The organism is Nocardioides malaquae (assembly GCF_015070385.1).
In the GTDB taxonomy this organism is placed as follows: Bacteria; Actinomycetota; Actinomycetes; order Propionibacteriales; family Nocardioidaceae; genus Nocardioides; species Nocardioides malaquae.
This window is the reverse complement of the sequence record NZ_JADCSA010000062.1, coordinates 1-557: the sequence shown is the minus strand read 5'-3', so window position 1 is coordinate 557 and position 557 is coordinate 1. Positions and strand designations below refer to the sequence as shown.

Sequence of the window (557 nt, the reverse complement as noted above, 5' to 3'; positions counted from 1 at the left end):
GAGCCCGAGGTCGCGGCGCTCGCGGAAGCAGAGCTCGTGCGGCTCGCCGAGGCCCACGACCCGGCCGACCTGGCCAAGCTCGGGCGCCGGATCCTGGAGCTGGTCGACCCACAACGGTTCGAGGACGAAGAACGCCGCAAGCTCGAAGAAGCGGAGAAGCACGCCGCTGAGAAGCAACGCCTGAAGATACGAGCGCTGGGCAACGGACTCACCCGCATCAGCGGTGTCATCCCGGACGCGGTCGCAGCCCGGTTGTCGACCTACCTGCACGCGTTCACGAACCCGCGGCTCACGGACGGCACGGCGCGTGCGTCGGCCGAGGACCAGTCGGACGCGACGAAGGCCGGGTTCGCGCGGCCGGTGAACCACCCCCGTCGGCTCGCCGAAGCGTTCGGACAACTGTTGGAGACCCTCGACCCTGCCCGGTTGCCGCTCCACGGCGGCGACGCCACCAACGTCACCGTCACCATCAGCTACGAGGCACTGAAGACCGGTCTCGGGGTCGCGTCGCTGGACAACGGCACCCCCGGTGACGGGTTCGACACCCTCACCGCCGC

Annotated in this window: 1 protein-coding gene; it reads left to right on the top strand. The window is 70.0% G+C overall.

Going from position 1 to position 557, the window contains the following annotated elements:
* Positions 1 to 557, top strand: a 557-nt coding sequence (locus IEQ44_RS15545) for a DUF222 domain-containing protein (protein ID WP_193639390.1), incomplete at both ends; no start/stop codon positions are given.